Source organism: Levilactobacillus koreensis JCM 16448 (assembly GCF_001435525.1).
Lineage (GTDB): Bacteria > Bacillota > Bacilli > Lactobacillales > Lactobacillaceae > Levilactobacillus > Levilactobacillus koreensis.
The window spans coordinates 1-403 of sequence record NZ_AZDP01000084.1 but is presented as its reverse complement, the minus strand read 5'-3'; the positions used below and the strand labels follow the sequence as shown (position 1 = coordinate 403).

General features: G+C 45.7%; 1 protein-coding gene. It reads left to right on the top strand.

Going from position 1 to position 403, the window contains the following annotated elements; genetic code table 11:
- The coding region (locus FC99_RS07500; protein WP_156639351.1) for an RNA-guided endonuclease InsQ/TnpB family protein at positions 1 to 345 on the top strand (345 nt) is incomplete at its 5' end.
- Between the last annotated feature and the right edge of the window lie 58 nt (positions 346 to 403).

Genomic DNA, 403 nt, shown 5'->3' with positions numbered 1-403 from the left:
GTCTCTACGGCCTTAATCAAAAACCACGATTTAGTCGTAGCTGAAGAACTGCGGGGTAAAAACATGTTGCGGAATCATGCCTTGGCAATGAGTATTTCGGACGTTGGCTGGCGGACCCTGCTGGGTATGTTGGCTTATAAGGCTGATTTGTACGGCCGAAAGTTTTTGACAATCGATCCCCGAAATACGACACAAACTTGTAGCCATTGTGGGTACGTTATGACTGGTAAAAACAAGTTGACGTTGGCTGACCGCAAGTGGACGTGTCCTAGTTGTGGCACGTTTCATGTGCGTGATCATAACGCACATGAAAATATATTAGCTAAGGGTTTAGCAACACTATAAAAAATGAGTCCGCCTGGCAACCTGCGGACCTAAAAGGCTTTGGTAATTAGCGGATAAG